The sequence below is a fragment of the Gaiella sp. genome (assembly GCF_057140465.1).
On the sequence record NZ_DBNHWK010000065.1, the window covers coordinates 1 to 21,338 of the forward strand.

24 protein-coding genes and 1 tRNA gene are annotated in these 21,338 nt (G+C 72.8%); 14 read left to right on the plus strand and 11 right to left on the minus strand.

The annotated features are described in order from the left end of the window. Positions 1-52: 52 nt before the first annotated feature. Both AC162C_RS08975 and AC162C_RS08980 read right to left on the minus strand, forming a co-directional pair. On the minus strand, positions 53-259 hold the full coding sequence (locus tag AC162C_RS08975) for a cold-shock protein (protein WP_462974254.1): 207 nt from the start codon (positions 257-259) through the stop codon (positions 53-55). 72 nt (positions 260-331) lie between these two features. Beyond that, a complete protein-coding gene (locus AC162C_RS08980) occupies positions 332-1,186 on the minus strand; it encodes a bifunctional 5,10-methylenetetrahydrofolate dehydrogenase/5,10-methenyltetrahydrofolate cyclohydrolase (protein ID WP_484097255.1) in 855 nt (284 codons plus the stop codon). Between the two features lie 109 nt (positions 1,187-1,295). On the opposite strand from AC162C_RS08980, the gene AC162C_RS08985 reads away from it, so the two are divergent. The 4 genes from AC162C_RS08985 to AC162C_RS09000 all read left to right on the plus strand — a co-directional run bounded on the left by AC162C_RS08985 (position 1,296) and on the right by AC162C_RS09000 (position 4,392). Further along, a complete protein-coding gene (locus AC162C_RS08985) occupies positions 1,296-1,574 on the plus strand; it encodes a hypothetical protein (RefSeq protein WP_484097256.1) in 279 nt (92 codons plus the stop codon). A 186-nt stretch (positions 1,575-1,760) separates the two neighbouring features. Further along, positions 1,761-2,102 (plus strand): ArsR/SmtB family transcription factor, encoded by a 342-nt coding sequence (locus tag AC162C_RS08990; RefSeq protein WP_462974251.1) that lies wholly within the window; start codon positions 1,761-1,763, stop codon positions 2,100-2,102. Further along, positions 2,099-2,323: a YgaP family membrane protein gene (locus AC162C_RS08995; protein WP_484097257.1), complete on the plus strand. Its 225-nt coding sequence runs from the start codon at positions 2,099-2,101 to the stop codon at positions 2,321-2,323. Before AC162C_RS08990 ends, AC162C_RS08995 begins: the two co-directional genes overlap by 4 nt. A gap of 35 nt (positions 2,324-2,358) precedes the next feature. Continuing rightward, positions 2,359-4,392 carry an MMPL family transporter gene (locus tag AC162C_RS09000; protein ID WP_484097304.1) on the plus strand — a complete coding sequence of 678 codons (2,034 nt, stop codon included), beginning with the start codon at positions 2,359-2,361 and terminating at the stop codon, positions 4,390-4,392. A 34-nt stretch (positions 4,393-4,426) separates the two neighbouring features. Here AC162C_RS09000 and speB read toward each other — a convergent pair whose 3' ends face one another. Then, entirely contained in the window at positions 4,427-5,395 is a 969-nt protein-coding gene (gene speB / locus AC162C_RS09005) for an agmatinase (RefSeq protein ID WP_484097258.1), read from the minus strand. Positions 5,396-5,443: 48 nt separating this feature from the next. Between speB and AC162C_RS09010 the strand changes: the two genes are divergently transcribed. Then, on the plus strand, positions 5,444-6,367 hold the full coding sequence (locus AC162C_RS09010; RefSeq protein ID WP_484097259.1) for a hypothetical protein: 924 nt from the start codon (positions 5,444-5,446) through the stop codon (positions 6,365-6,367). A gap of 16 nt (positions 6,368-6,383) precedes the next feature. On the opposite strand, the gene AC162C_RS09015 is transcribed toward AC162C_RS09010, so the two are convergent. Further along, positions 6,384-7,115, minus strand: coding sequence for a hypothetical protein (locus tag AC162C_RS09015; RefSeq protein WP_484097260.1), 732 nt, complete (start codon positions 7,113-7,115; stop codon positions 6,384-6,386). A 95-nt stretch (positions 7,116-7,210) separates the two neighbouring features. On the opposite strand from AC162C_RS09015, the gene AC162C_RS09020 reads away from it, so the two are divergent. Next, entirely contained in the window at positions 7,211-7,801 is a 591-nt protein-coding gene (locus AC162C_RS09020) for an acetate uptake transporter (protein ID WP_484097261.1), read from the plus strand. An 80-nt stretch (positions 7,802-7,881) separates the two neighbouring features. On the opposite strand, the gene AC162C_RS09025 is transcribed toward AC162C_RS09020, so the two are convergent. Further along, complete coding sequence (locus tag AC162C_RS09025; RefSeq protein ID WP_484097262.1) at positions 7,882-8,277, minus strand: hypothetical protein; 396 nt, start codon at positions 8,275-8,277, stop codon at positions 7,882-7,884. Positions 8,278-8,346: 69 nt separating this feature from the next. Between AC162C_RS09025 and AC162C_RS09030 the strand changes: the two genes are divergently transcribed. Further along, positions 8,347-9,468, plus strand: coding sequence for a hypothetical protein (locus AC162C_RS09030; protein WP_484097263.1), 1,122 nt, complete (start codon positions 8,347-8,349; stop codon positions 9,466-9,468). Between the two features lie 137 nt (positions 9,469-9,605). Here AC162C_RS09030 and AC162C_RS09035 read toward each other — a convergent pair. Beyond that, positions 9,606-9,676 (minus strand) — tRNA-Cys (locus AC162C_RS09035). A 69-nt stretch (positions 9,677-9,745) separates the two neighbouring features. Here AC162C_RS09035 and AC162C_RS09040 point away from each other — a divergent pair. Together AC162C_RS09040 and AC162C_RS09045 are read left to right on the plus strand one after the other, a co-directional pair. Continuing rightward, positions 9,746-9,916 (plus strand): hypothetical protein, encoded by a 171-nt coding sequence (locus AC162C_RS09040; RefSeq protein ID WP_484097264.1) that lies wholly within the window; start codon positions 9,746-9,748, stop codon positions 9,914-9,916. A gap of 93 nt (positions 9,917-10,009) precedes the next feature. After that, on the plus strand, positions 10,010-10,531 hold the full coding sequence (locus tag AC162C_RS09045; RefSeq protein WP_484097265.1) for a GNAT family N-acetyltransferase: 522 nt from the start codon (positions 10,010-10,012) through the stop codon (positions 10,529-10,531). A 51-nt stretch (positions 10,532-10,582) separates the two neighbouring features. Here the strand turns inward: AC162C_RS09045 and nagA are convergent, their stop codons facing one another. Next, a complete protein-coding gene (gene nagA / locus AC162C_RS09050; RefSeq protein WP_484097266.1) occupies positions 10,583-11,677 on the minus strand; it encodes an N-acetylglucosamine-6-phosphate deacetylase in 1,095 nt (364 codons plus the stop codon). A 21-nt stretch (positions 11,678-11,698) separates the two neighbouring features. On the opposite strand from nagA, the gene AC162C_RS09055 reads away from it, so the two are divergent. The 3 genes from AC162C_RS09055 to AC162C_RS09065 all read left to right on the plus strand — a co-directional run bounded on the left by AC162C_RS09055 (position 11,699) and on the right by AC162C_RS09065 (position 14,233). Then, complete coding sequence (locus AC162C_RS09055; protein ID WP_484097267.1) at positions 11,699-12,487, plus strand: SDR family NAD(P)-dependent oxidoreductase; 789 nt, start codon at positions 11,699-11,701, stop codon at positions 12,485-12,487. 35 nt (positions 12,488-12,522) lie between these two features. Next, positions 12,523-13,665, plus strand: coding sequence for a Gfo/Idh/MocA family protein (locus AC162C_RS09060; RefSeq protein WP_484097268.1), 1,143 nt, complete (start codon positions 12,523-12,525; stop codon positions 13,663-13,665). A 97-nt stretch (positions 13,666-13,762) separates the two neighbouring features. Further along, complete coding sequence (locus tag AC162C_RS09065; protein ID WP_484097269.1) at positions 13,763-14,233, plus strand: TspO/MBR family protein; 471 nt, start codon at positions 13,763-13,765, stop codon at positions 14,231-14,233. A gap of 39 nt (positions 14,234-14,272) precedes the next feature. Here the strand turns inward: AC162C_RS09065 and AC162C_RS09070 are convergent, their stop codons facing one another. After that, positions 14,273-14,872, minus strand: a complete 600-nt coding sequence (locus tag AC162C_RS09070) for a bifunctional 4-hydroxy-2-oxoglutarate aldolase/2-dehydro-3-deoxy-phosphogluconate aldolase (RefSeq protein ID WP_484097270.1) — start codon at positions 14,870-14,872, stop codon at positions 14,273-14,275. A gap of 61 nt (positions 14,873-14,933) precedes the next feature. Between AC162C_RS09070 and AC162C_RS09075 the strand changes: the two genes are divergently transcribed. Together AC162C_RS09075 and AC162C_RS09080 are read left to right on the plus strand one after the other, a co-directional pair. After that, positions 14,934-15,218 carry a hypothetical protein gene (locus AC162C_RS09075; RefSeq protein WP_484097271.1) on the plus strand — a complete coding sequence of 95 codons (285 nt, stop codon included), beginning with the start codon at positions 14,934-14,936 and terminating at the stop codon, positions 15,216-15,218. Between the two features lie 65 nt (positions 15,219-15,283). Further along, entirely contained in the window at positions 15,284-15,685 is a 402-nt protein-coding gene (locus AC162C_RS09080; RefSeq protein ID WP_484097272.1) for a hypothetical protein, read from the plus strand. A gap of 13 nt (positions 15,686-15,698) precedes the next feature. Here AC162C_RS09080 and AC162C_RS09085 read toward each other — a convergent pair whose 3' ends face one another. Genes AC162C_RS09085 through AC162C_RS09095 form a run of 3 tightly spaced genes read right to left on the minus strand, consistent with a single transcriptional unit; the run spans position 15,699 to position 21,282 of the window. Continuing rightward, complete coding sequence (locus AC162C_RS09085) at positions 15,699-19,226, minus strand: FG-GAP-like repeat-containing protein (RefSeq protein ID WP_484097273.1); 3,528 nt, start codon at positions 19,224-19,226, stop codon at positions 15,699-15,701. Positions 19,227-19,237: 11 nt separating this feature from the next. Continuing rightward, on the minus strand, positions 19,238-20,503 hold the full coding sequence (locus tag AC162C_RS09090) for a sugar ABC transporter permease (protein WP_484097274.1): 1,266 nt from the start codon (positions 20,501-20,503) through the stop codon (positions 19,238-19,240). Beyond that, a complete protein-coding gene (locus AC162C_RS09095; RefSeq protein ID WP_484097275.1) occupies positions 20,500-21,282 on the minus strand; it encodes an ATP-binding cassette domain-containing protein in 783 nt (260 codons plus the stop codon). The genes AC162C_RS09090 and AC162C_RS09095 overlap by 4 nt, the downstream gene beginning before the upstream one ends. Positions 21,283-21,338 lie beyond the last annotated feature (56 nt).

The window sequence follows — 21,338 nt, forward strand, 5'->3', positions numbered from 1 at the left end:
CGGGGCGGGCCTCCCGGTGGGAGGCCCGCCTCGAAAGCTTCTGTCGCCCGGCCTAGGCCGCGGCGACGACGTTCGCGGCCTGGGCGCCCTTGGGCCCCTGGACGACCTCGAACTCCACCTTCTGACCCTCGACGAGGGTCTTGTAGCCGTCCATGGTGATCGCGGAGAAGTGCACGAACACATCCTCGCCGTTGTCGCGAGCGATGAAGCCGTAGCCCTTCTCGTTGGAAAACCACTTGACGGTGCCCGTCTCAGACACGAACGTCCTCCTACACACACGAAGCGTCGACGTGGTCGACGCTGAGGAACACCAGCGACGGAACCGTAGCGGTCACAGGCCCGGGTACGCAAGCAGTCTCCGCCGGAAGCGGGCTGCCTTGACCGCGCTCCGCAGGAGCATCGCGATCGTCATCGGCCCCGTGCCCCCGGGCATCGGCGTCAGCAGCCCGGCCACGGAGGCGACGTCCGGGTCGACGTCGCCCCGGATGCCCTCGTCGGTCCTCGTCAGGCCGACGTCGAGGACGGCCGCGCCCGGCTTCACCCAGTCCGGGGTCACGAGCCCGGGGCGGCCGACGGCGGCGACGACGATGTCGGCGCGGCGGACGTGGTCCGCGAGCTCCGCCGTCCGTGAGTGACAGATCGTGACCGTTGCGTGCGCCTGGACGAGCAGCATCGCCATCGGGCGCCCGACGATCTCGCTCCGCCCGATGACGACGGCGTCCTTTCCCGCGGGGTCGACGCCGTACGCAGCCAAGAGCTCCATGCAGCCGGCGGGCGTGGCGGGGACGTGGAGCGGCGTCCCGAGGTACAGGTGCCCGGCGTTCACCGGGTGGAAGCCGTCGACGTCCTTCGCCGGCGCGACGGCGTAGGTCACCGTCGTCTCGTCGATGTGCGCGGGCAACGGGAGCTGCACGAGGATGCCGTCGATCTCGTCGTCCTGGTTCAGCTGCTCGACGAGCGCGAGGACGTCGGCTTCCGGGGTGTCGGCGGGAAGCCTCACGTCGCGCGCGTCGATCCCCGCCTCCGTCGCGGCCTTGTGCTTGCCGGCGATGTAGACGTGCGATGCCGGGTCGTCGCCGACGAGGATCGTCGCGAGCCCGACATGGCCGAGCTCCTCGACATCACGGGCGACCGCAGCACGCACCTCCGCTGCGAGCGCCTTCCCGTCCATCAGCGTGGCCGTCACGCGGGCGACTCTACCGGCACGCGCGCCGGGGCACCGGCGGAACGACGCTCAAGTACCGCCCGCCGAGTGCCGATCCCAGGAGTGCCAACCGACCCCTCCTCTGGACATGGTGATCATCAAGATCGGGCTCGTCGCCGCCGCACTCGCGGCCGTTTTGATCGTCGCGCACCAGCAGGCGTGGTTCGAGCGCTCCGGTCTCCTCGCCGACTGCCAGCAGATCGCGGCACCGAGGGGCGCCCCAATCGGGGGACAGTGGTGGTCCTGCGAGGAGGGTGCGTTGAGCGGGCTTCCGAACCTCGCGGCCGACAACTGCCAGAGCAAGGGCATCCGCGGCAACACCGAGACCTGGTGGTGCCCGCTCGCGATCGACCGGCCCACGTTCGAGTAGGCCCGCCGAAGCGCGACGCACAACACCCGAGCGCCCGCTCACGCCTTCCCGCCGGGCCGGCGTCTTCGAGCCGTGGCAGCGGCTCCATCCGGCCCGTGAAGCGCCGTCACGGGCGGCCGGTAATACACAACTACACAACCGATCAGTTGTGCTACTGTTCCGCCGTCCCAGACGACGGAGGAGCACATGACCCTTCCCCATCCCCTTCCCGAGGCGCTCGTCGAGCTGATCGCACAGCGCTTCAAGATCATCGGCGAGCCCATGCGGATACGCCTCCTCGACCAGCTGCGCGAGGGCGAGGCGAGTGTCCAGGAGCTCGCGGACGCGACGGGTGCGTCCCAGCAGAACGTGTCCAAGCACCTCGGCGTCCTCCACGGCGCAGGCATCGTCGGCCGTCGGAAGGACGGCAATCGCGTGCTCTACGCGATCGCGGACGAGAGCGTGCTCGAGCTCTGCGAGGGCGTCTGCGGCGGCGTCCAGCGCCAGCTGGCCGAGCTCAACGAGCTGCTCGACGGGGTGGCCCGATGAGCTGCTCCAGCCTCTCCCTCGAGCGGGTGCTCTTCGCGCTCGCCGGCTCGATGGTGCTGCTCGCGACGGCCCTCGCCGTCGTCGTCAGCCCCTGGTGGCTGCTGCTCGTCGCCTTCGTCGGCGTCAACCAGTGGCTGTACGTCCTCGTCGGCAACTGCCCGGCGTCGCTGGTGCTCGGGCGCGTGCCCTGCCTCGCGGAGACGCAGGAGGTGCGGTCGTGACGCCCGTCGGGCCGATCGGGCGGCTCGGCGGCTGGATGGCCGGCCACGTCCGGCACGTCGTGATCGCCTGGGTCGTGATCGCCGTCGGCCTCGGCGTCTTCGCCCCGTGGGCCGAGCACGCGCTCTCCGGCGCCGGGTGGGAGGCGTCGGGCTCGGAGTCCGTTGCGGCACGCGATGAGGTCGAGCGCTCCTTCGGCGGCCAGTCGAGCTATGCGCTGATGGCGGTCGTCCACGGGGCCGGCGATCTCCAGCCGACGGTCGCCGAGGCGACCCGCGTGCTCGAGGCCGACCCTCGCGTGACGACGGTCGCGCCGCCGCAGGTGTCGGAGGACGGACGCACGATCGTGCTCTCCGCCGGTGCGGGCGCGAATCCGACGGAGATGGTCCGGGCTGCGGACGACCTCAAGGGTGAGCTCGCGGCACTCGGCACCGAGACCACGACCGTCAGCCTCACCGGGGCTCCCGGCATGTGGTCGGACTTCAATCAGGCCAACAAGGACGCGATGATGAAGTCCGAGCTGCTCTCCTGGCCGGTGACGCTCGCGATCCTCGTGCTCGCCTTCGGCTCGCTCGTGGCGGCAGGCCTGCCGCTGCTCCTCACGATCCTCGGGCTCGTCGCCTCCGCCGGGAGCCTGTTCCTGCTCTCGCAGCTCTTCGACATCTCGATCTGGTCGATGAACTTCGCGCTCATGTTCGCGCTCGCGCTCGGCATCGACTACGCGTTGTTCATCGTCGCCCGCTTCCGCGGCGCGCACTTCGGGTCCAAGATCGACACGCGCGAGGCGGTCGCCGTGACGATGGACACTGCCGGGAAGGCCGTGCTCTTCTCGGGTGTGACGGTCCTGATCTCGCTGTCCGCGGTGATGCTCGTCCCCAGCCCTGCGTTCCGGTCGATGGCGCTCGGGATCATGCTCTCCGTGATCTTCGTGCTCGCGGCGACGCTCACGCTGCTCCCGGCGCTCCTCGGCAAGCTCGGCGATCGCGTCGACAAGCTCGCACTGCCGTGGGTCCACGCCGGTGAGCACCGCTCTCCGCTGTTCGCCCGCTGGGCGGGGCTCCTCTGGCGGCGACCGGCGCTGTTCGGGATCGGCGCGACCGCGATCCTCGTCGCGCTCGCGATTCCGGTCTTCTCGCTCGACACCGGGATGCCCTCGATCAAGGTCGTCCCCGAGGAGGACGGGAGCCGCGCCGGCTACGTCCAGGTGCAGGAGGCATTCGGCCCTGGCGCTCCGGGCACGCTCCAGGTCGTCGCCCCCGCGGCCGAGGCGCAGCGCGCTGAGGCCGTGCTCTCCGACGACCCCGGGATCGTCGCCGTCACGCCCGCGCAGGAGTCGGGAGGGACGGCGCTCCTCCTCGCCGTCCCGGCACAGGATCCCTCGGATCCCGCCGTCGGGGCGACGATCGACCGTGTCCGGTCTGCGCTCCCTCCGGGCGCGCTCGTCGGCGGCGCCGTCGCCGAGAACCACGACCTCGAGGAGGCGCTCGCGAGCCGCACGCTTCCGGTGTTCGCGGTCGTCCTCGTCCTCGGCTTCGGGCTCCTGCTGCTGGCGCTGCAGGCCCCGCTGATCGCCGCGGCGGGCGTGGTCACCAACCTGCTCGCGACCGGCGCGGCCTTCGGCGTCGGGAAGCTGATCTTCCAGGACGGGAACCTCCAGGGCCTCCTCGGGTTCGAGTCGCAGGGGTTCCTGAACGCGTGGGGCCCGGTGTTCTTCTTCGCGATGATCTTCGCGATCTCGATGGACTACACGGTGTTCCTGCTCTCGTCGGCGAAGGAGCACTGGGACCGCTCCGGCGATGCGCAGGAGGCGATGATCGGCGGCGTGGCCCACTCGGGACGCACGATCTTCGCGGCCGCGGCAGTGATGGTCGCCGTGTTCTTCACGTTCGCCCTGTCGGGGCCCCTCCCGCCGAAGGAGATGGGCGTGATCCTCGGCGTCGCCGTGCTGCTCGACGCGATGCTGATCCGCCTCGTGCTGATGCCCGTGCTGCTGAGGGTGATGGGCCCGGCGGCGTGGGCCCTCCCGCGCTGGCTCGACCGGCTCCTCCCCGACGTTCGCTTCGGGCACTGACCGACCCCGCACGGCGCGGGGCCCGGCCCTCGGGTCAGGCTCCGCGCCGAGCGGCGATTCCGGTGAGCGCCTCGCGCACGATCCTCTCCGCGACGAGGGCGGTCAGGTCGCCGGACCCGACGCCGGTCGGTATCACCTCGACGACGTCCATGCCGACGAGCTCCAGCTCCGCCGCGACCGTGCGCACGGCCCACAGGAGGTCGACCGAGGTCATCCCCCCGGGCTCGGGCGTCCCCGTGCCCGGCGCGAACGCCGGATCGAGCACGTCGACGTCAACCGTGAGGACGACGGGCCCTGGGCCGACGACCCCCACCCCCTCCTCGACGACCGCGCGGATGCCGCGGTCGCGTACGTCGTGCATGAAGAACGCCGTGATCCCGTGCTCCCGCTGCCAGGCGAACTCGCGCTCACCGGGCCAGTAGCCCCTGAGCCCGATCTGCACGTAGCGCGCGGCATCGACGTGTCCGTCTCGGACGAGCCGGAACATCGGCGTCCCGTGTGACACCTCGACCCCGAACACCTCGTCGCCCGTGTCGGTGTGCGTGTCGAAGTGGACGAGCCCGACCGGCCCGTGCACGCGCGCAAGCGCACGGACGTGCGGCTCGGTGATCGAGTGGTCGCCCCCGAGCACGACCGGCACGACGCCGGCCCGTGCCACCTCCGTCACGAGCGCCTCGATCGCCGTGCGCGAGCGGGCCGGGTCGGCCGGGAGCACGGGCGCGTCGCCGTAGTCGACGACGCGGAGGCGCTCCCCCCAGTCGATCCCCGCTTCGAGATGCGGCCCGGGCGGACAGCTCGCCGAGCGGATCGCGCGCGGGCCGAAGCGCGCTCCCGGGCGATCGGAGACGAGGTCGTCCATCGGCGCGCCGAGCACCGCGACGTCGACACCGTCGAGCTCGGCCGGATCCTGTGTGTACGGGAGCGCCGCGAACGTGAGCAGCCCGGCGTAGTCGGGCTTGTCGGGCAGGCCCAGGCGGCGCCAGCGCTCGAGGGGGTCGACCACGGGCCGATCCTACTGCGGCCGGCGCCCTCCGCGATCTACCGTGGGCAGGTGGACAAGATGGATGAGCGCGGAACCGTCCAGATCGCCCTCCGCATCGGTGCGCTCGGCTTCGTCGTGTGCTGGCTCCTCGTGCGCGCCCTGCAGGAGGCGATCCCGTTCTGGCTCCCGTTCGTGATCCTGCTCGTGGCGGAGGTCGAGGTCCTCGCACGCGGCTGGCGGGAGCGACGATGGGGTGGCGTCGCGCCCACCTCCACGGAGCTCTCGGCACGCCGGCGGCCGGGCGAGGCGGACGCCGACCTGGGCTGGGGTGAGATCGTCGAGGGAGAGGACGGCCCGGTGCTCCTCCCGCCGCCACCGCGTCCGCCGCGCACGCGGCGTCGCCGCATCGTCACCGTGCTCGGTGTCGCCGTTGCCGCGGCCCTCTTCATCGCAGCAGCGCGCGTCGACCGCGATCGCTCGTGGAGCGCGCTCTCGAGCGAGCGGCGCGCGGCCGCGGAGGCGCTGTTCAGCCGCGAGGCGGGTCGTATCGCCGGAGCGCCGGTCACCGTCCGGTGCGACGACGGCTACGCGTACACCGGCATCGGCAGTGACGCGCTCGGTGTCGCGTTCGTCCGCAGCAGGCTCGCACTCCTCGACCCCACCATCTGCCGGCGCCTCGTGGCGATCGTGTTCGACGACGACCGCCGCGAGCGGGACGACTCGGCCCGAGCCGTCCTCGTCCTCGCCCACGAGGCCGTACACCTCGGCGGAGAGCGGGACGAGGGGGTGACGGAGTGCAAGGGGCTGCAGGAGGGCGTCGCCCTGGGGGAGCGACTGGGCCTCGAGCGCGCGGCCGCGCAGCGCATGATGGGGACGCTCTATCTCCGGAACCTCGGCGAGCGGAGCATCACGCGGCTCTCGTACGCCCTTCCCGACGGGTGCGTCGACGGGGGCTCGCTCGACCTGCGCCCCGACGACGGCGCGTTCCCGTAGCGGGATCCGGAGGTGCCTACCGGAGCGCCTGCTCGAGGCGGCGCCGGACGAGGGCGACGCTCGTCCCGACCATGTCCTCGCCGAGCACCGATGCTCCGAGCGACCCCGCCTCGGCCACGATCCGCTCCCGTTCGGCGTCCAGCGTCCCCCGGGCGACGAAGAGCGCGGCGCGCGCGCGTCCACCCCACTCGTCGAGCTCGGCCAGCGTCGTCCCGGGCTCGCTCTTCCCGCCGTCGGAGACCCGCGGCACCTCGGCGATCGCCGCGGCGACCTCCCGGGCCGTGACGACCGCCCCGTCGGCGGCGGCGGCGAGCGCGCGCTCGAGCTCGTCGAGCTCCACCCGCCGACCCTGCAGACGGACGATCCGCGCCTCGGCGTCGGCGACCGCCTCGCGGGCGTCCTGCGTGGTGCGCCGCATGCGCTCGATCTCCTCGTTGCGCGGGCGGCGTGCGCGCTCGAGGTCGGCGAGGCGCGCCTCGAGCTCCGCGAGCTCGCGGTGGGCACTGCGCGCTGCCTCCAGGGCGTCGCCTTCGGCACGATCGAGCCCCTCGAGCTCCGACGGGATGGCGGCGAGCTGCTCGGCGATCGCGGCCGCGTCGGCGCGGACCGCGCCGGCCCGCTCCGCGAGGGCCGCGACCTCGTCGATCTGGCGCGCGATCACCTCGTCTCGCCGCTCCAGCTCCGCCGCGAGCGCGAGCAGGCGGCTCACGCCTGGGTCGGCCTCGGTACCGTCGGCGTCCGGCGTCATCCGGACGAGCGTACCGCAGCATCCGTAGCCGCCCCCGCCGTGGTCAGCGTTCCCGCGGATGACACCCGCCGTCGGGGCTGTGAGCGTGTGCCTGGATGAGCCAGCCGACCGAGATCCACGTCCACGACCCGACCGCGAACCCGGCGCCGCTCGGCCTGATGGGCTTCGGGCTGACGACGCTCCTCCTCAACATCCACAACGCGGGGTACATCGAGTTGAGCTCGATGATCCTCGCGATGGGGATCTTCTACGGGGGGCTCGCCCAGGTGATCGCCGGGGCGATCGACTTCCGCAAGGGCAACGAGTTCGGCGCGACCGCGTTCACCTCGTACGGCCTCTTCTGGCTGTCGCTCGTCGCGCTCGTGGTCTTTCCGGACTGGGGCATGGGCGACGAGCCGAGCGCCCGCGCGATGGGCTGGTACCTCTTTTCGTGGGGCGTGTTCACGGCGATCATGCTCGTGGGGTCGCTCCGCACGACGCGCGCGCTCCAGCTCGTCTTCCTCGGACTGGCGACGCTCTTCTTCCTCCTCGCGATCGCGGAGTGGTCGGGCGACGCCACCGTCCTCAAGATCGCCGGGTGGGAGGGGATCGTCACCGCCCTCCTCGCCGTCTACACGGCCACGGCGCAGATCTGGAACGACGTGTACGGCCGGCGGATGCTGCCCCTCGGGCCGATGCGGACGTAGCCGACCGCGCGCACCGGGCCCGGTCGTCGCCGCGCCTCCGCGGGCGCGGGCCGGCAGGGTCGCGTCACCCGAACGGCGAGTCAGTCGCCGCCTGCGTCGGCGGCCAGGTTGGCGATCACCTGCGCACGAGCGACGGGGCCGAGGCCCGCGAGCTCCTCGGCGATGGTCTCCTGCGCCTCCTCGATCTGCTCCTCGCGCTCCTGCATCCACTCGGCGGCGAGCAGCGCGCCTCCGCCGAGCCCCGCCACGAAGCCCACCAGTCGGAGGAATCGCGAGCCGAGCAGGATGCCCGCGAGGAAGACGGCGGCTCCGCCCCCGAGCAGACCGAGGGCAAGGGCGTCTTCGCGGTCGCCGGGATTCGTGGGTGATGGGTCGGTGCTCATGACGACCTCCCTTCGCGGGTCGCTCACGAGATCGTAGGCGACGGCCGCACCCGAGCCGCCGAACGCGCGATGCCACAGCCGTCTCGGCGCCATCACGGCATCTTCACAACACCCAGACATCCGCCGGGGACAATCTCCTTCAAACGACTAGAAGGAGATCCCATGACTTCCATCGCTCGAGCCCGGAGGCGCCTCGCCACGCGGCGCGCAGCCGTGATCGCGCTCGTCGGGGCGGCCGTCCTCGCGATCCTCGTCCCCGTCGGCCTCGGGGCACAACAGGCGGCACCGAACAACACCGCGCAACCCACGATCTCCGGGACACCCGTGGTCGGGGCGAACCTGACCGGCGGCGCGGGGACGTGGGAGAACGCGAGCTCGTACGCCTACCAGTGGGTGCGGTGCGCGGCGTCCGGTAGCGCGCCGGACGGCTCGGACTGCGCCGTGATCGGCGGCGCGACGACCACCGCGTACAGCCCCTCGTCCTCGGACGTCGGCTTCCGCCTTCGCTTCCGGGTGACGGCGACGAACACGGACGGCTCGACGACCGCCGCCTCCAACGCCACCGCCGTCGTCGCCGAGGCGCAGCAGGGCCCGACGAACACGCAGCGGCCGAGCATCAGCGGCAAGGCGGTCGTCGGTGAGACGCTGACGGCGAACCCGGGCACGTGGACGGGTACCGGGATCACCTACAGCTACGCGTGGCAGCGGTGTGACGCGGCCGGCGCGAACTGTGCCGCGATCGCGGGCGCCACGGCCACGACGTACAAGCTCGTCGCGGCGGACGCGGGTCGCACCCTGCGCGTCCAGGTGACGGCGAAGAACGCCGGGGGCACGAGCGACGCCACGTCTCCGCAGACGCCCGTCGTGACGGGCACCTCGCCGACCACCGGGTGCCCGGTGGGGACGGGCCCGATCAACGTCGCGAACCTCCAGTCGCCGGCGCGGCTGAGCATCGGCGGCCAGCAGATCGTCCCGTCCGTCGTCACCCCCGACACCCAGGTGATCCGGGTCACGTTCAGGGTGACGGCCTGCGGCGGACGCCCGGTCCAGGGCGCGCTCGTGTACGGAACGCCCGTTCCCTACCAGCAGTTCTCGACGGCCGAGCAGCCCACCGGCACGGACGGACGTGTCGTGCTCACGATGGAACAGCTCCGGTTCTTCCCGGCGAGCAACCAGCAGCAGCTGCTCGTCGTGTTCGCCCGCGCGCGCAAGAGCGGAGAGGACGTGCTCGGCGGCGTCTCCACCCGTCGGCTCGTCTCGTTCCCGGTCAACGTGCGCGGCTAGCCCGTCGAAGGAGTCGCACGGACTGCGGGGGGAGCCCGAAGGACGGGCTCCCCCCGCTTCACCGCGGTCGTGTCTCCTCGGCGACCTCGGAGGCTCCAGCGAACACGCCCGACGTGCGGGACGTTCGCGAGGAGCGAAGGCGACGAGCGGATTCGAACCGCTGTACGAGGCTTTGCAGGCCTCTGCCTAACCACTCGGCCACGTCGCCGCTCCTTCCATCCTAGCCCCGGCCGTCGGCAGGGACGACGCGTCGGATCGTCGCCCTAGACTCCGTTCGATGAGCGTCCCGCCCTCGACGCCGCCCCCGCGGGACGATCCAGACGGCGGCGAACGCTGCCTGCGGTGTGGCGCGACGATGGAGTGGCGTCACGCCACCTTCCAGTGCCCGCGCTGCCGCTTCAAGATCGGGTGTTGCGAAGGCACGACCGGCGAGTGCGTCGCCGGGTAGCCTCGACGGGATGCGCAACCTGGCAGCCGCGCTCGACGCGAGGCGGATCGTCGACCTGACACAGCCCCTCGGGCCGAACACCGTCGTTCCCGCATGACCACGCCCGTGATGATCCGGCCGGTGCTCCCCGACGAGTGGGCACGCTGGCGCGACATCCGGGTGCGCATGCTCCGGGACGATCCCGTCGCGTTCGCAACGCGGTGGGAGGACGCCGCCGCCGAGCTCGACGAGACCTGGCGCGACTGGGTCGGAGCCGCGACCGGCGAGCGGCGGATCCTCTTCGCCGCCGAGACCGACGGTCGCTGGATCGGTGTCGTCGCGGCGTTCGTCCGCATCGATCCACGCGAGGCGCAGCTGATGTCGATGTGGGTCGATCCCGCCGCGCGCGGACAGGGCGTCGCCGAGGCCCTGATCCGCGCGGTCGGCGAATGGGCGTCGGAGCGCGGGTGCGAGACGGTGTACCTCTTCGTGCAGGAGGCGAACGCGCGCGCGCGGCGCCTCTACGAGCGGGCGGGCTTCCGCCCCACCGGCGCCCGCACGCCGACCGGGCGCGGGCGGGCGGGCTTCAAGGTCGTGCTCGCCGCTCCCGTCGACGAGCTCACCCGACCGCGGTAGACGCCGCCGACGACGTCTCCCCCACGAGACCCGCCGGGGCGGACCCCGCCGTCAGTCGAGCTCGCGTCCGCCGACGTAGACCCGCTCCACCGCGAATGCGTCGTCGAGGACGACGAGGTCGGCCGGGCTCCCCGGGCCGAGGACGCCGGCGTCCGAGCGGCCGAGCAGCCTCGCGGGTGTCCGCGTGACCGCGTCCACCGCCTCGACGATGGGGACACCGAGCTCCACGAGGAGGCGCAGGCCCCATGCGAGCGGTCGCACGGAGCCGGCGAGGGTGCCGTCGGCGAGCCGCGGCACGCCGTCGGCGACGACGACCTCGACGTCTCCCAGAGACGTCACGCCGTCTCCCTCTCCGGCCGCGGCGATCGCATCGGAGACGAGGGCGAGGCGGCCGCGGGCGGCACGCCACGCCGCGACCACGGCATCCGCGGCGACGTGGACGCCGTCGGCCACGAGCATCACCGTGACGTCACCGCGGGCGAGCGCGACCCCGACCACTCCCGGGTCGCGGTGATGGAAGGGCCGCATCGCGTTGAAGAGGTGCGTCACCGAGCGGGCACCCTGGTCGAAGGCAGCGTGGGCGACCACTGCGGTCGCGTCGGTGTGGCCGAGCGAGACCACGATGCCCCGTTCCGCGAGCGCGTCGATCAGCTCGGCGGCGTCGTCGAGCTCGGGCGCGAGCGTGACCATCGTCAGCGGGCACCCGGCGAGGAGCAGCGCGGCGAGCGCGTCCAGGGACGGTCGCCGCAGGTGCTCGGAAGGGTGCGCGCCGACGCGCACGGGGCTGAGAAAGGGGCCCTCGACGTGCGCCCCGAGCATCCTGGCGGGAGCCGGTCGCTCGAACGCCTGCCCGATCGACGTGAGCGCATCGCGCATCGCCGCCGGGTCGGCCGTCACGACCGTCGGCTGATACCAGAGCACCCCGTCCCGCGCGAGCGCGTGGGCGAGCTCGGCGAACTCGCCGGGCTCCGCCCGCTGGACGTCGACACCCCCGTAGCCGTTCACCTGCAGGTCGACGAGACCCGGGATCGCCAGTCCGGCCCCCGGCCCGGGGAGCCCGACGGCGGCGACCGCTCCCTCCTCGACCTCGACGTCGCCGCGGACGAGCGAGCCCCCGACGACCGCCGCTGCTACTCCGAGCCGCATCGCAGTAGCCTACGCGTGTCCATGCCGTCCTCCCCCTCCCCGTTCGATCTCACAGGCCGACGAGCGGTCGTCACCGGCGCCTCGAGCGGGATCGGCGCCGCGATCGCGGTCGCGCTGGCGCGGGCCGGCGCGGACGTCGCCGGGATCGCCCTCGACGAGGCGGCCGCGACCGAGGCGGCGATCCGCTCGCACGGCCGAGAGGCCGTGATGATCGTCGGCGACACGGGGCGCGCGGAGGACGTCGAGCGGCTCGCCGACGAGGCCACCGTGCGCCTCGGCGGCATCGACGTCTGGGTGAACAACGCGGCCCGCCTCCTCGTCAAGCCGTTGCTCGAGACGACGGACGAGGACTGGCACGCGCTGCTCGCCGCCAACCTCCACGGCTACTTCTACGGCTGCCGGGCTGCCGCCCGGCGCATGGTCGAGAGCGGTCGCGGCGGCCGCATCCTCAACGTCTCGTCGGCGGCCGACGTGCAGCCGCTCGCCGACCTCTCCGCGTACATCACCGCGAAGGGCGGGATCGTCGGTCTCACCCGCACGCTCGCGCTCGAGCTCGCGCCGCACGGCGTCACCGTCAACGCGATCGCCCCCGGCGCGACGGAGACGGCGATGAACCGCGACGCGTACACGCCCGATGTCCGCGGCGCCTACGAGCAGCGGATCGCGCTCGGTCGGATCGGCACGCCCGAGGAGATCGCCGACGTCGCCGTGTTCCTCGTGAGCGACGCCGCGCGGTACGTGACGGGGCAGGAGCTGCTCGTCGACGGCGGGCTCACGATCAACGGCACCGTCGGTCACGCGCGGAACTGACGCAGGAACGCGCCCCCTGCGCGATGATCGGGGCGATGCGGGCGTTGGCCGACATCCGGGCGGGAGTCGTCGGCACCGGCTTCGTCGGCGCCGTGCACGTCCACGCGCTGCGCCTGCTCGGCATCGAGGTCGTGGGCGTCGTCGGCTCGACCGCCGAGCGCGCCCGCGCGAAGGCGCTGGCACCCGTCTTCTCCTCGCTCGACGCCCTCCTCGCCGACGAGGCGATCGACGTCGTCCACGTCACGACGCCGAACCACCTCCATGCCCCACAGGCGCGACGGGCACTCGAGGCCGGGAAGCACGTCGTCTGCGAGAAGCCGCTCGCGACGACCGCGCAGGAGTCCGCGGAGCTCCTCGCGCTCGCCCAGGAGAGCGGGCTCGTGCACTGCACGAACTTCAACCTCCGCTTCTTCCCCCTCGTCCACGACGCCCGTGCCCGCGTGCACGCCGGCGAGCTGGGCACGGTCTGGAACGTCCACGGTGGCTACCTCCAGGACTGGCTTCTCCGGCCGACCGACTGGAACTGGCGCCTCGAGCCCGAGAAGGGCGGCGCCCTGCGCGCGATCGCGGACATCGGCTCGCACTGGATGGACATCGCCCAGTTCGTCAGCGGCCGGCGGATCGTCGAGGTCTGCGCCGACCTCGCGACGACGATCCCCGTCCGCCGCCGGCCGATCGGCGAGGTGGAGACGTTCACGAACGCCGGTGACGTCGAGCGCGAGAACGCGCCGACGGCGACCGAGGACCTCGGCCACGTGCTCGTCCGCTTCGACGACGGCGCCCGCGGGGCGTTCTCGGTCTCCCAGGTGAGCGCGGGGCGCAAGAACACGCTCCACTTCGAGATCGACGGGTCGGAGGGCGCGCTCGCCTGGAACACCGACCGGCACGAGGAGCTGTGGCTCGGGCGGCGGGACGAGCCGAACGCGACCCTGCAGCGCAACGCGGGGTTGATGCGGGCCGAGGCCGCGGTGCGCACCCACCTGCCGGCCGGGCACCCGGAGGGGTGGGTCGACACGTTCCGGGAGCTGTACCGCGCCGTCTACGAGGCCGTCGCGACGGGCGGAATGTCGGAGCACCCCGACTTCCCGACGTTCGCGGACGGCCACGATGCGAACGTGCTCTGCGATGCGATCGCACGCTCCAACGAGGAGCACCGCTGGGTGACGGTGGCGCGATGACCCGCCGGCGGGTGACGATTCGTGCCCCGCGGGGCCGGGGGGCGGACACGTCCACGACGAGCCCTCTCCCCGTCCACTGACGTCGCGTCTCCCGCCCGTGGCCTCCGTGGCGCTCCTCCTGCTCTCGCTCGGGCTCGTCGCCGCCGTCGCCGCACTCGGCGGCGTGGCGACGTCCCGGAGCGTCGGTGACTGGTACGAAGGCCTCGACCGCGCCCCCTGGACACCTCCGAACTGGGTGTTCGGGCCGGCGTGGACGCTGCTCTACGTGCTGATGGCGGTCGCCGCGTGGCTCGTCGCGCGCGAAGGCCTCGACGAGCGCTCGACGCGCGTCGCGCTCGCGCTGTACGGCGCACAGCTCGCGCTCAACCTCGGCTGGACGCTGCTGTTCTTCGGGCTGCGCGCACCGACCCTCGCGCTCGTCGAGATCGTCGTCCTCCTCGCAGCGGTCGTCGCGACCGCCGTCGCCTTCCACCCCGTCTCGCCGACGGCGGCCTGGCTGCTCGTGCCGTACGCGCTCTGGGTGGCCTACGCCGCGACCCTGAACGCCTGGGTCGCCGTCCGCAACTGAGCGGCCGCCCCGACGAGCCCGCGTGGCCGCCTGGCCACCTCAGCGGCCGGGATCCGGGCGTCCGACGGCCGCGGCGATACGCGCGATCTCGGCAGCCGTCGCCGTCGCGTCGGTCAGCGACACCCCGACCGCCGTGGCGCCCGCCTCGAGGTAGTCGGCGGCGTCGGCGACCGTCACGCCGCCCGTACAGAGGAGCGGTACGTCCGGCAGCGGCTTGAGCACGTCTGCCACGTACCGTGGGCCGCCCAGCCGCGCGGGGAACAGCTTCACGAGCGCTGCTCCGGCCCGCCAGGCCGCCTCGATCTCCGTCGTCGTGAGCGCGGACGGGATCACCGGCACCGCGTGGTGGTGGGCGCGCGCGACGACGGCGCCGGAGAACGCGGGGCAGACGATCGCCTGCGCGCCCGCCGCGACGGCGGCGTCGACCTGCTCGGGAGTCCGCACGGTGCCGGCGAGCAGGCACACGTCGCGACGCGTGCCGAGCTCCTCGAGCTCCCGCAGCGCCTCGTCGCGGTCGAGCGTGATCTCGACGACGCTCAGCCCGGCGTCCGTCACCGCGGCCACGGCGCTCGCCGTGTCGGCCACCGAGCGCAGCACGACCACGACGCGCTCGTCTCGGATCCTGCCGACGACGTCCACCGGCGTAGCCTACGCGGCAGCGGCTTGACCGATCGTCCGGGACTCGGGAGACTGACGCACCATGTGCTGCCTGTTCCTGTCGACGGTCCTGATCGGGCCGCGGTTCGCGTTCCTGCTCGTCTGGGTCTTCGGCGACCGCGTCGAGCTGATCTGGGACAGCTGGATCTGGCCGCTGCTGCTGCTGCTCCTCCTCCCCTGGACGGGGCTGGCGTACGTCCTCATGTGGTCGGCCGTCGGCGGGGTGTCCGGCTGGGAGTGGATCGTGGTCGCTCTCGGTGTCGTCGCCGACGTCGCCTCCTACTCGGCCCGGGCGGCGCGCCGCGAGTACGGAAGCCGGTACGCGTAGCCGGAGGCTGCGTGGCGGACGGCGGGCGTTGACCAACCGCCGGACGACTCCGATCATCAGACGGTATGGAGTACGCGCTCCTCACCTCGACGCTCGCGCTCGCGATCGGGACGGCGCTCGGCGGCGCCTCCGGGACGCTTCCGACGACGGCGGCCCAGGTGTCGGCCGCCGTCACGAAGACGGCCCGTGCGTCGAACGTCCCGCCGGCAGCCGCACGTCGCGTGCTCACGAAGGCTCCGTATCGGAAGCAGCCGCTGCGCTACCTGTTCACGGCGGGATGGATCGCCGGCACGCGCGACCGCATCACCTGCGGGTTCGTGAAGCTCGACGCCTCGACGGCCGACCGGGCCGCGCGCTTCGCCCTCTCACAGGTGAAGAACCGCGCCCGGATGCTCCGGAAGGCGAAGCTGTCCGAGCGGGCGGCGACGACGGCCGTCGCGCGCGGGATCCGCACGGCCTGTTCGTAGCCCGGCCCGTCGCTCAGGGCGACGACGCGCCCGCGTAGTGCCGCTGCGCGAGCGCCCACGCACGCTTCCCGACCGCGGCGCCCATCACCCGTCCCCTGACGTCGTCCTGCGGGATGTGGATCCCGCCGTAGAGCCGTGACACGCCGGCCTCGTCGGAGGCATCGGCGTACGCCGCCCACTGCAGCATCACGTCCCGTGCCGGGCCCGCCTCATGCACCAGCCCGCCCGCGGGGACGCGCCACTCGAAGACCCCGCCGGGAAAGAACGGGTCGCCGGTGAACGCCGCGAGCACCTCTGCGCCGGCCCTGCTGAAGGCGCTGTGGCCGGAGACGTAGCCGGCGAACGCGGGCGTGACGAACGTCGGCCGCTGGTACGGGACCCAGTCGACGGCACGGATCCAGCCGACGCCGCTGCGCTGCGCCGCCGGATCGCGCGGCGTGCCGCGCCACGTCCACACCACGACCTCTCCGACGTGGTCTGCGAGGTGGTCGTGGCGCCGGCCCGGCGCGCTCGAGGCGGGGGTCACGACCTCCACGAGTCCCGGCACGAGCGGGAGGCCGCGCGGGTCGTACGACGGCCCGGCGGGGTCGCTCGACTGGCCCTTCCCGCCCATGTACCGGATCATCGAGATCGGCCGCACCGAGTCGTAGAACGCCTTCGCGCCCCAGGCGGCGATCGCGGCGTCGTGGAGCGCACCGTTGAGCGCGAGGTACAGCTTGACGTCCCACTCGAGCCGGTCGATCGTCGCGCCGGCGCCGCCGACGCGCAGGGCCGTGCCCGGTGCGTCCGACACGGCGTTCGCGAGGGTGTTCCAGTGGCCGGGCGGCGTCTCCGAGTCGGGCCCGTCGGCCCAGAACTCGGCGACCGCCCGGCCGAAGTCGGCCCGGAGCGCGACGTTCGGAGCGAAGGGCCCCCCGGTCGCGGGATTCCGGTCGTGCCCCTGTCCGGCGTTCGTCCCGAGCGGATTGTCGCCGCGGCCGCCGGGCCCGATGTCGATCTCGACGCCGTCGTCGGGGTCGAGGAGGCTCGAGTAGCGCAGCACGGCGACCGCCGCCCGCTTGTACGCCTGGTCGGTCGCCGGGTCGCCGAGGGCGGGCGGAGGCCCGGGATCGATCGGCAGCCCCTTCGCGGATCGCGGCAGCGCGAACGGCTCGACGTATCCCCACTCGGAGCCGACGAACGTCTGCACCTGCGACGGGAGCAGGAGCCCGTTCTGCGCCACCTGCCGGTCGAGGGCGAGCGGCTGCCAGCGGTTCGGGTCGCGGAGCATCGCGCCCGGCTCCGCGACGACGAGCGGGTCGTTGACGGGTGCGTAGCCGGGGTTGTCGTAGCGCTGCTGCTCGTTCGCGCCGTCGTCGAGGCCGTGGGCGATGACGGCGGCGGCGATCCGGTTCCCGAGCGCAGCCGGCGTGTCGCCGACGGTCGAGGTGACGTCGATCGGGAAGCAGAGCCCCCCCATCGTCGCCGTCAGCTCGTCGAACGTCTCCTGCATCCCGACGGCGAGGGCGTAGCGGTAGAGCAGGATCCGGTACGCCGCGTAGCTCATCGCCTCCTCGCGTGCCGCCCGGACGTCGTCGGCGTCGTGCTTCTCGTCGACGAACACGCCGTCCGCCACGGGGTCGTACGCCGCCCAGGCGTCCCACATCCCGGCCGACAGGTGGAAGAGGTTCCGCGCGTGGACGGTCGGCGCCGGGAAGTCGCGGCGGATCGCGTCGAGCAGCGCCTCGTCCCAGATCCGCGCGACGGAGCGCGTCTCCGCAGGGTCGCGGGTGCAGCCGTCGGCGATGTGGCGGCTCGACCCCGTGTCGATCGCCAGGAGCGGCGGCCCCGGGCGCGAGGCCGGCGGCTCGACGAGGAGCACCTGGTTCGCCGTCACGTCCTCGACCCGGGACGATCCGCCGCCGGGCCAGCGCACCTCCACGACACGGGCGCGGTCTGCGGCGCCGAGCCCGAAGTGGAGCCGGGGATCCTCGGACGACAGGTAACTGCTCCCGGCGTGCGCCTCGCGCATGAGCCGCCGGCCGTCCGGGAGCTCGACGGTGACACGCGCCCCCGGCGCGAAGCGGCCGAGCTCGACCTCGAGCCAGCTCCCACCCTCGCCGGTGTTCCGAAGCAGCAGCAGCGGGCCGCCGACCGCGACCACCGCGACGTCGAGGTCGCCGTCGCCGTCGTAGTCGGCGACGGCGCTGCCGCGGGCGTTGAGCGGGCCGGCGTCGTCGAGGCCGAGCGCGTCGCCCCACTCGGAGAAGCGCCCCACGTCCCCCTGCGCCGTACGGTTCTCGAACGCCTGGGGGAGCTCGGCGTCCTCCTCGAGGTCGGTCATCGGGACGTGCCCGTTCATCAGCACCAGGTCGGGGTCGGTGTCGAGGTCGAGGTCGGCCCACGAGGCGCCCCAACCCGACGACGTCGCGAGGTCGACGCCGAGCGATCCGCCCTGATCCGTGAACGACGGCGCGCCCTCGCCGTCCCACGCCCGGAACACCCCGTGCCCCTGGCCGCGAAGGTTCGTGACCAGGAGGTCGAACCGGCCGTCGCCGTCGTAGTCGCCCGAGGCGACGCCCATCCCCGCGTTGGAGTCGGCGACGCCGGCGCTCGCCGCCGTCTCCTCGAGCCGGAAGCCGAGGCCCGCCGGGTCGGCCCGTACGCCCCCGGGCCACGCGACGTTCCGGTACAGGAAGTTGGGCTCGGTGTCGTTCGCGACGTAGAGGTCGAGGTCGCCGTCGGCGTCGGCGTCGGTGAAGACGGCGCCGAGCGCGTGGTCGAAGCCCGTCACCTCCAGCCCCGCCTCGACGCCGACCTCGCGGAAGGTCACGTCGCCGCCCGGGTGCCGGCCCTCGTTGAGGAAGAGCTGGTCGCGGACGCCGAGGAACGTCCCCGGGAAGCCACCCCGGGCGTCGGGCACACGGTTGTTGAGGTCGGCGTACCCGGCGACGAAGAGGTCGGGTCGGCCGTCCCCGTTCACGTCGCCGACGGCAGCGCCGCTCGACCAGCCGTAGGAGGACACGCCCGCCGCGCGTGCGCCGTCCTCGAACCGTCCGCTGCCGTCGTTCCAGAGGAGGACGTTGTCCCGGGCCGTCGTCACGTACAGGTCGGTGTCGCCGTCGAGGTCGAGGTCAGCGGCGACGCAGCCCGTCCCCTTGACCGCGAGGGCCGCGCCCGAGCGGTCGCTCACGTCGGTGAAGCGGTCGCCGACGTTCCGGAAGAGCACGGTCGTCGGCAGCCCCCCCTCGCTCCGCCAGCGCCCCGCCTCCGCGTCCGCGTAGGAGTTGACGACGAACAGGTCGAGACGCCCGTCGCCGTCGGCGTCGAGCCAGCAGAGGCCCGTGCCCATCATCGCCACCACGTCCGCCGAGCTCTCCCAGCGGAACGCGCCGTGCCGGAAGCCGAGGCCGACGTCGCCCGCGACGTCGACGAGGTGCGTCGACGCGCGGGGCGTCGGAGGCGCGATCGTGGGCCCGTCACCCGTCGAGGAGCAGCCCGCGAGCACGACGCCGATCGCGAGGACGAGGGCTGCGAGTGGGATGCGCTCCGCGGCCGTCACCGCCGCCGACGCTAGACGCCGCCGCGGGCTGCGCGTCGCCGCTTCGCGTACGCGTCCACCAGCACCGCCGCGAGCAGCACGAGGCCGGTGATCACGAACTTCGTGCCGGAGGCGAGCCCGAGCAGGTCCATCCCGTTCGTGATCGCCGTGATCACGAGCGCCCCGAGCAGCGCCGAGACGACCCGTCCCACGCCGCCGAAGAGGCTCGTGCCGCCGATCACGGCGGCGGCGATCACGAGCAGGAGCAGGTTGCCGCCGCCCGTGTTGGTCGCGACCGAGCGGAGCCGCGAGGCGAGCATGATCCCGCCGACGCCGGCCATGAAGCCGCTGATCATGAACACCGCGATCCGCACCCGATCGACGCTGATTCCTGCGCGGCGCGCCGCCTCGGGGCTGCCGCCGATCGCGTACACGTGGCGCCCGAAGCGCAGCCGCGTCGCGACGAACGACCAGAAGACGAGGAAGACGAGGAGGATCACCGTGATCTTCGGGACGCCTCGGTCCTCGTTGGCGTACCAGACGGCGACGGCGGTGACGACGGCGAGCCCCGCGATCTGGATCGCGATCAGGACCGTCGGCTTCGCGTCGAGCCCGCGGGTGCGCCGCGTGATCGCGGTGCGGACCTGGGCGAGCGCGTACCCGGCGACGACGACGAGCGCGAGGATCCAGCCGGCGACCTCGCTGAGGAAGTCGTTGGCGATGCCGATCACGGTGTCGTCCTGGATCCGGATCGTGCCCTGCGTCGAGTACTGCGTCGTGAGGATCAAGACGACGCCGGACCAGATCAGGAACCCGGCGAGCGTGACGACGAACGACGGCACGCCCGCTTTCGTGATCACCACGCCCTGGACGAACCCGATCGCGGTCGTGATCGCGAGCGCGGCGAGGATCGCGAGCCACCACGGCCAGCCCGGGTCGTCGGGGCGGAGGAGCAGGGTCATGGTCACCCCTCCGACCGCGCTCACGTAGGCGACGGAGAGGTCGATCTCGGCGATCAGGAGCACGAAGACGATCCCGATCGCCATCGTCGCGATCGCCGTCATCTGCAGGAGCAGGTTCGTGAAGTTCCGCTCGGTGAGGAACTTGTCGTCGAGGATGCTGAACGTGATCACGATCACGATCAGGCCGACGATGATCGGCAGCGATCCCAGCTCGCCCGCGCGGACGCCCTGCCACCAGCGGCGCGCGTACTCCCCGAGCGTCGGCGTCTCGGGAGACGCGAACGCTGTCGGCGGGCCCTCGGGCTCCGGGGCGCCCGGCTGCGCGGTCTCGCTCACGCCTCGGCCTCCTCGACGCCGTCCATGCCGGGCACGCGCTCGAGCGTCCCGGCCGTGATCGCGTGCACGACCTCCTGCTGCGTCGTCTCCTCTCGCTTGAGCACCGCGACGCGCTGCCCGAGACGGAGCACCGTGATCTGGTCGGCGACCTCGAAGACGTCGTGGAGGTTGTGCGAGATGATCACCACCCCGAGCCCCCGCTCCGCCAGCCGCCGCACGAGGTTCAGCACCTGCCGCGTCTGGGCCACACCGAGCGCCGCGGTCGGCTCGTCGAGGATCACGATCCGCGAGTTCCACATCACCGCCTTCGCGACCGCGACCGACTGCCGCTGGCCGCCGGAGAGGCCGCTCACGGTCTGACGCACGGACTGGAGGGTCGTCACGGCGAGCTCGGTCAGCGTCTCGCGCGATGCGCGCTCCATCCGCTCCTCGTCGAGGACGACGCCGTTGCGGATCCGCTCGCGGCCGAGGAACATGTTGGCGACGACGTCGAGGTTGTCGGCGAGCGCGAGATCCTGGTACACGATCTCGATCCCGAGCTTCGCGGCGTCGCGCGGCCCGTGGATGTGGACGTGCCGGCCCTCGACGTACGTCTCGCCGTGGTCGAAGGGATAGATCCCGGCGATGCCCTTGATCAGCGTCGACTTCCCGGCCCCGTTGTCGCCGACGAGCGCCATCACCTCCCCGGCGTGCACCTCGAAGTCGACGTGGTCGAGCGCCTGCACGGCGCCGAACGCCTTGGAGACGTCCTTGCACTCGAGGATCGGGGCTTCGGGCATCGTCGTGGAACGGGGTAGAGACGCCCCGCGGCGGAGGCCGGGAAGACGCTCCGCCG

Coding starts and splice junctions, on each gene's coding strand:
- AC162C_RS08995 (WP_484097257.1), top strand. CDS start 2,099: ATGAGCTGCTCCAGCCTCTCCCTCGAGCGGGTGCTCTTCGCGCTCGCC.
- AC162C_RS09080 (WP_484097272.1), top strand. CDS start 15,284: ATGGAGTACGCGCTCCTCACCTCGACGCTCGCGCTCGCGATCGGGACG.
- nagA (WP_484097266.1), bottom strand. CDS start 11,677: ATGCGGCTCGGAGTAGCAGCGGCGGTCGTCGGGGGCTCGCTCGTCCGC.
- AC162C_RS09045 (WP_484097265.1), top strand. CDS start 10,010: ATGACCACGCCCGTGATGATCCGGCCGGTGCTCCCCGACGAGTGGGCA.
- AC162C_RS09015 (WP_484097260.1), bottom strand. CDS start 7,115: ATGACGCCGGACGCCGACGGTACCGAGGCCGACCCAGGCGTGAGCCGC.
- AC162C_RS09075 (WP_484097271.1), top strand. CDS start 14,934: ATGTGCTGCCTGTTCCTGTCGACGGTCCTGATCGGGCCGCGGTTCGCG.
- AC162C_RS09060 (WP_484097268.1), top strand. CDS start 12,523: ATGCGGGCGTTGGCCGACATCCGGGCGGGAGTCGTCGGCACCGGCTTC.
- AC162C_RS09055 (WP_484097267.1), top strand. CDS start 11,699: ATGCCGTCCTCCCCCTCCCCGTTCGATCTCACAGGCCGACGAGCGGTC.
- AC162C_RS09040 (WP_484097264.1), top strand. CDS start 9,746: ATGAGCGTCCCGCCCTCGACGCCGCCCCCGCGGGACGATCCAGACGGC.
- AC162C_RS09095 (WP_484097275.1), bottom strand. CDS start 21,282: ATGCCCGAAGCCCCGATCCTCGAGTGCAAGGACGTCTCCAAGGCGTTC.
- AC162C_RS09000 (WP_484097304.1), top strand. CDS start 2,359: ATGGCCGGCCACGTCCGGCACGTCGTGATCGCCTGGGTCGTGATCGCC.
- AC162C_RS09020 (WP_484097261.1), top strand. CDS start 7,211: ATGAGCCAGCCGACCGAGATCCACGTCCACGACCCGACCGCGAACCCG.
- AC162C_RS09030 (WP_484097263.1), top strand. CDS start 8,347: ATGACTTCCATCGCTCGAGCCCGGAGGCGCCTCGCCACGCGGCGCGCA.
- AC162C_RS08990 (WP_462974251.1), top strand. CDS start 1,761: ATGACCCTTCCCCATCCCCTTCCCGAGGCGCTCGTCGAGCTGATCGCA.
- AC162C_RS09025 (WP_484097262.1), bottom strand. CDS start 8,277: ATGGCGCCGAGACGGCTGTGGCATCGCGCGTTCGGCGGCTCGGGTGCG.